Source organism: Polaromonas sp. YR568 (genome assembly GCF_943369675.1).
Classification (GTDB): domain Bacteria; phylum Pseudomonadota; class Gammaproteobacteria; order Burkholderiales; family Burkholderiaceae_C; genus Polaromonas.
In genome coordinates, this window is sequence record NZ_CALROB020000093.1 from 1 (window position 1) to 4,298 (window position 4,298).

Annotated in this window: 5 protein-coding genes; 3 read left to right on the forward strand and 2 right to left on the reverse strand. The window is 64.7% G+C overall.

The window, feature by feature from the left end; translation table 11 throughout:
* Both ACLV8F_RS24680 and lptF read right to left on the reverse strand, forming a co-directional pair.
* On the reverse strand, positions 1-539 hold a 539-nt coding region (locus tag ACLV8F_RS24680), incomplete at its 3' end, for an LptF/LptG family permease (protein ID WP_411886836.1).
* A complete protein-coding gene (lptF, locus tag ACLV8F_RS24685) occupies positions 536-1,663 on the reverse strand; it encodes an LPS export ABC transporter permease LptF (RefSeq protein WP_411886837.1) in 1,128 nt (375 codons plus the stop codon). The genes ACLV8F_RS24680 and lptF, both read right to left, overlap by 4 nt.
* 69 nt (positions 1,664-1,732) lie before the next feature.
* Between lptF and ACLV8F_RS24690 the strand changes: the two genes are divergently transcribed.
* From ACLV8F_RS24690 to ACLV8F_RS24700, 3 genes are read left to right on the forward strand one after another with little or no spacing between them, the layout of a single operon-like run.
* Positions 1,733-3,271: a leucyl aminopeptidase gene (locus ACLV8F_RS24690; RefSeq protein WP_411886838.1), complete on the forward strand. Its 1,539-nt coding sequence runs from the start codon at positions 1,733-1,735 to the stop codon at positions 3,269-3,271.
* Positions 3,268-3,705, forward strand: coding sequence for a DNA polymerase III subunit chi (locus ACLV8F_RS24695; protein ID WP_411886839.1), 438 nt, complete (start codon positions 3,268-3,270; stop codon positions 3,703-3,705). The genes ACLV8F_RS24690 and ACLV8F_RS24695 overlap by 4 nt, the downstream gene beginning before the upstream one ends.
* Complete coding sequence (locus ACLV8F_RS24700) at positions 3,702-4,073, forward strand: hypothetical protein (protein ID WP_411886840.1); 372 nt, start codon at positions 3,702-3,704, stop codon at positions 4,071-4,073. The genes ACLV8F_RS24695 and ACLV8F_RS24700 overlap by 4 nt, the downstream gene beginning before the upstream one ends.
* Positions 4,074-4,298: the final 225 nt, after the last annotated feature.

Here is a 4,298-nt window from a genome sequence, read left to right on the forward strand (position 1 = left end):
CCCTGCATTTCGTTGTCGGGGGTGAGCGCCTTCACGTTGACGACGTAGGTGTTGTAAGCCTGTTTTTCTTTCAGCCACGCGCCGGTCTGGCCTATGGTGATCTTGCTCTGGTAGCGCGCCTTGAGCAGCTGCGCGGCCCGCTCGCTGGCAGGCGCCACGTAGTCGCCCACCACGAAGCTGAACACCACAAACAGCGCGCCCAGGGCCAGCAGCAGCTTCAGCGCGCGCCAGGGGCCCAGTCCGCTGGTTCGCAAAATGGTGTATTCCGAGCTTTGTGCCAGGCGCGCCATCACAAAAATCGTGCCGATCAGCACCGAGATGGGCAGCAGTTCGTACAGGTGGTTGGGGATCAGGAGTCCCACATAAAGAAGCGCGTGCCGGATCTGGTAGATGTCGCCGGCATTGATGCCGTTGCTTTTGCCGAGGTATTGCAGCTCGTCGACCAGGTCGAAAAAGAAGAACAGGGCCAGGAAACCCAGGGCCACCAGGGCGATGGCGGCCAGCACTTCCCCGTAAATCAGGCGGCGTATGGTTTTCATGGCTGCGGGCTTTCGGAGTTGCGCACGGCCACGGGCTGGCGCTGGATGCGCCGGGCGGGCCTGAGCACCCAGTTGAACTGCCGCTTGGAGAGCCAGGCCAGGCCCAGCAGCAGCACGCCGCCGTGCAGGGCCAGCAGGAAGTTGCCGAAGCCGATGAGGCCGACAAAAATCCAGCTCTGCCCGAGGTTGACCAGGTTGTTGTAGACCACGAAGGTCAGCAACACGAAGATCATGTTGCCGCTGCGCCCGCCGCGCGGGTTCACGCTGGCCAGGGCCACGGCCAGCACGACAAAATTGATGGCGGCCAGCGCCAGCCCCAGGCGCCAGGCCAGTTCGCTGAGGTTGCCGCGCGTGGGCGCCTTGACGAGGTCGCGGGTGGACAGCAGCTTGGATTCCGGCGCGTTCTCGGCGAGCGGGTTGGCGTCGCCGGTCTTGGTGCCGTACTCCGCGAAGTCGCTGATTTTCAGGGCCGACTGCCCGATCACGTTTTCCAGGCGCTGCCCGTTTTCCAGCATCAGGAACTGGGCGTCGTGCAGCACCTCGATGCGGCCGGAGCGCGCGGTGGTGATGGAACTTTTGCCTTTTTCGGTGGCGGCGATGAACACGTTGTTGCTGGCCCGTTCGCCCGCCAGGTCGCGGTCGATGAAAAACACGCGGTTGCCGCTGGAGGATTCCTGGAACTGCCCGGGCGCGATGCGGTCCAGGTCGCCGCGCTGCTCATAGCGGCTTTGCATGTCCTTGGTCTGCTGGTTGGTCCAGGGCCAGACAAACAGCGCCATCAGCGAGATGACCAGCAGCACCGGCCAGGAAAAACGGAAGAGCGGACGCAAAAAGCCGGCCAGCCCCTGGCCGCTGGTGAACCAGACCACCATCTCGCTGTCCCGGTACATGCGCGACAAGGTGCTGACCATGGCGATGAACAGCGACAGCGTGAGGATGGTCGGCAGGCGGCCCAGCGCGGAGTAGGCCATGAAGAGCATGACGTCCTGCGGATTGATGAAACCGCGCGAGGCCTGGCCCAGCGTCCGGATCAGGACAATGGTCATCACGATGGTGACCAGCACCACCAGCGTGGCCCCGAAACTGCGTGCCAGCTCTTTGCGAATCGAAGATTGGAATAACATTGACTGAATATCTGCTTTAGCTTTGTTCTATTTTTGTTTTACTTCGATTTATCCACCAGACCCTGAATTATGGACTTTGAACTCAAAACACTGACCCGCGCGCGCATTTGCAGCGAAAAAACCGACGCACTGGTCGTGCTCGTTCCCCAGGAGCCGGCTTCCGGCAGCGATCCGCTGTCGATGCTCACGGCGCTGGCCATCAAATCGGGGGACTTCGAGGCCAAGCCCGGCAAGCTCCTGGCCGCCTACCGCGCGCCCGGCATTGCCGCCACGCGCATTGTGCTGGCCGGGGTGGGCGAGGCCAGCCCCAAAAATGTCCGCAGCGCCGTAGCCGTGGCCCTGGGCGCCGTGAAGAACGGCAACACCCAGCGCCTGGTACTGTGCCTGGACCTGCTGAGCGCCTTGCAGGCCGAAGCCGTCCGCGCCGCCGTGACGGCCTGCAGCGATGCCACCTACGTTTACACCACCACCAAGTCCAAGCCCAGCCCCTCCAAGCTGCAGCGCGTGGTGATTGCCGTGGGCGATGCTGCCAGCGCCAAGACGGCCAAGGCCGGCCTGGACAAAGGCATGGCCCTGGTCAAAGGCCTGGAATTCGCCAGGGAATGGGCCAACCGGCCCGCCAACCACGCGACACCGACCCTGCTGGCCGGCGCCGCGAAGGAACTGGGCAAGCTGCGCAACATCAAGGTTGAGGTGCTGGGCCCCAAAGAGGTCGCCAAGCTGGGCATGGGTTCCTTCATGGCCGTCGCCCAGGGCACGGCCGAGCCCCTGCGTTTCATCGTGCTGCGTTATGACGGCGCCGCCAAGGCTGAGGCGCCTGTGGTGCTGGTCGGCAAGGGCATCACTTTCGACACGGGCGGCATTTCCATCAAGCCCGCCGCCGAAATGGATGAGATGAAGTTCGACATGTGCGGCGCCGCGAGCGTGCTGGGCACCTTCCGGGCCCTGGCCGAACTGCAGCCGGCGCTCAATGTGGTGGGCCTGATCCCGGCCTGCGAAAACATGCCGGGCAGCCGCGCCGTCAAGCCGGGCGACGTGGTCACCAGCATGAGCGGGCAGACCATCGAAATCCTGAACACCGACGCCGAAGGCCGCCTGGTGCTGTGCGATGCCCTGACCTACGCCGAGCGTTTCAAGCCCAGGGCGGTGGTCGACATCGCCACCCTGACCGGCGCCTGCGTGATCGCCCTGGGCGGCGTGCGCAGCGGGCTGTTTTCCAGCGACGACGCCCTGGCCGCGGCGCTGGCGCAGGCCGGCGAGTCGTCCATGGACCTGTGCTGGAGGATGCCGCTGGACGACGACTACGCCGAAGGCCTGAAAACCAACTTCGCCGACGTCGCGAACGTGGCCGGACGGGCCGGCGGCGCGATAACCGCCGCCAAGTTCCTGCAGCGTTTTGCGGCCAGCTTCCCCTGGGCGCACCTGGACATCGCCGGCACCGCCTGGAAGGGCGGCGCCGCCAAGGGCGCGACCGGCCGGCCGGTGCCTCTGCTGCTTGACTACCTGCTGGGCCAGGTCGTTTCCGCCAGGCCCAAGGCTTCCGCCAAGGCGCCCGTCAAACCCAAGGCTTCGGCAAAAACCAGGGCCGTCGCCAAGACACGGGCATGACCGAGATCGCTTTTCACTTCAACGTGCCCGACAAGCTGGCCTACAGCTGCCGGCTGCTGCGCAAGGCCTACCTCAGCGGGGCCAGCGTGGTGGTGACGGGTGAAGCCGCGATGCTCACGGACCTGGACCAGTTGATGTGGAGTTTTTCGCCCGCCGAGTTTGTGCCGCACTGCCGGGCCGGGGCGGCTGAAAGCACCCTGGCGGCATCGCCGGTGGTGCTGGCCGAATCGCTCAAGGATTGCCCGCACTACGGCGTCCTGGTCAACCTGGGCCAGGGCATTCCCCCCGAGTTCGAACGCTTTGAGCGTTTTATCGAAGTGGTGGCGCAGGGCGACGAAGACCGCCTCGCGGCGCGCAGCCGCTGGAAGCATTACACCGACAGGGGTTATGCGATGAAACGGCATGACCTGGCGACGGCCGGGGAGGGCGCATGAACCGCCCGCCACCCGCGCCGCCGCGCTTCGTGCCCACGCTGACGGAAGTCGTGAAGCCGATTGCCGCGCCCATGCCGGCGCTGGGCCAGGCCGCCATGCCCGCGTCGCCCCAGGCATCGCCGGTGTCCACCGCGCCGCCGGCCGCGTTGGCCGCTTCACAGGACCTTCAGGAGCAGATGGTGCAGCGCGTGCTGCAACGGGTGGACCTGGTGCTGGACCGGCGCCTGCGCGAGGTGGTGGGCCAGCTCATTCTTGAACAAACGCAGAGCCTGGCGCCGCGCCTTCGCCAAGAAATCGAGGATGTCGTGCGCCAGTCCGTGAGCCAGGCTTTTGATGACAAAAACACGCCTCCGGCGGCCGGCGTTTAAGTCCCGCAGGTGACTGTTTTTCCATCCGCGTTTTGTGATCGCGCTGCCATCAGGGGTGCTGCTGAAACAGGCGCTCACATAAGCCGTTCTGCTCCCCGGGTAAACCCCCTTATCGGAATTTAACCTAGGGACGTTGCTATGGTGCGGGCCCGGAAATTGCGTTATGTTCGGCCCCGTTGAGTAAAAAAATTCGTTCTCAACCTTTAACGGTAATTTCCTAATCGG

Coding starts and splice junctions, on each gene's coding strand:
- ACLV8F_RS24700 (WP_411886840.1), top strand. CDS start 3,702: ATGAACCGCCCGCCACCCGCGCCGCCGCGCTTCGTGCCCACGCTGACG.
- lptF (WP_411886837.1), bottom strand. CDS start 1,663: ATGTTATTCCAATCTTCGATTCGCAAAGAGCTGGCACGCAGTTTCGGG.
- ACLV8F_RS24690 (WP_411886838.1), top strand. CDS start 1,733: ATGGACTTTGAACTCAAAACACTGACCCGCGCGCGCATTTGCAGCGAA.
- ACLV8F_RS24695 (WP_411886839.1), top strand. CDS start 3,268: ATGACCGAGATCGCTTTTCACTTCAACGTGCCCGACAAGCTGGCCTAC.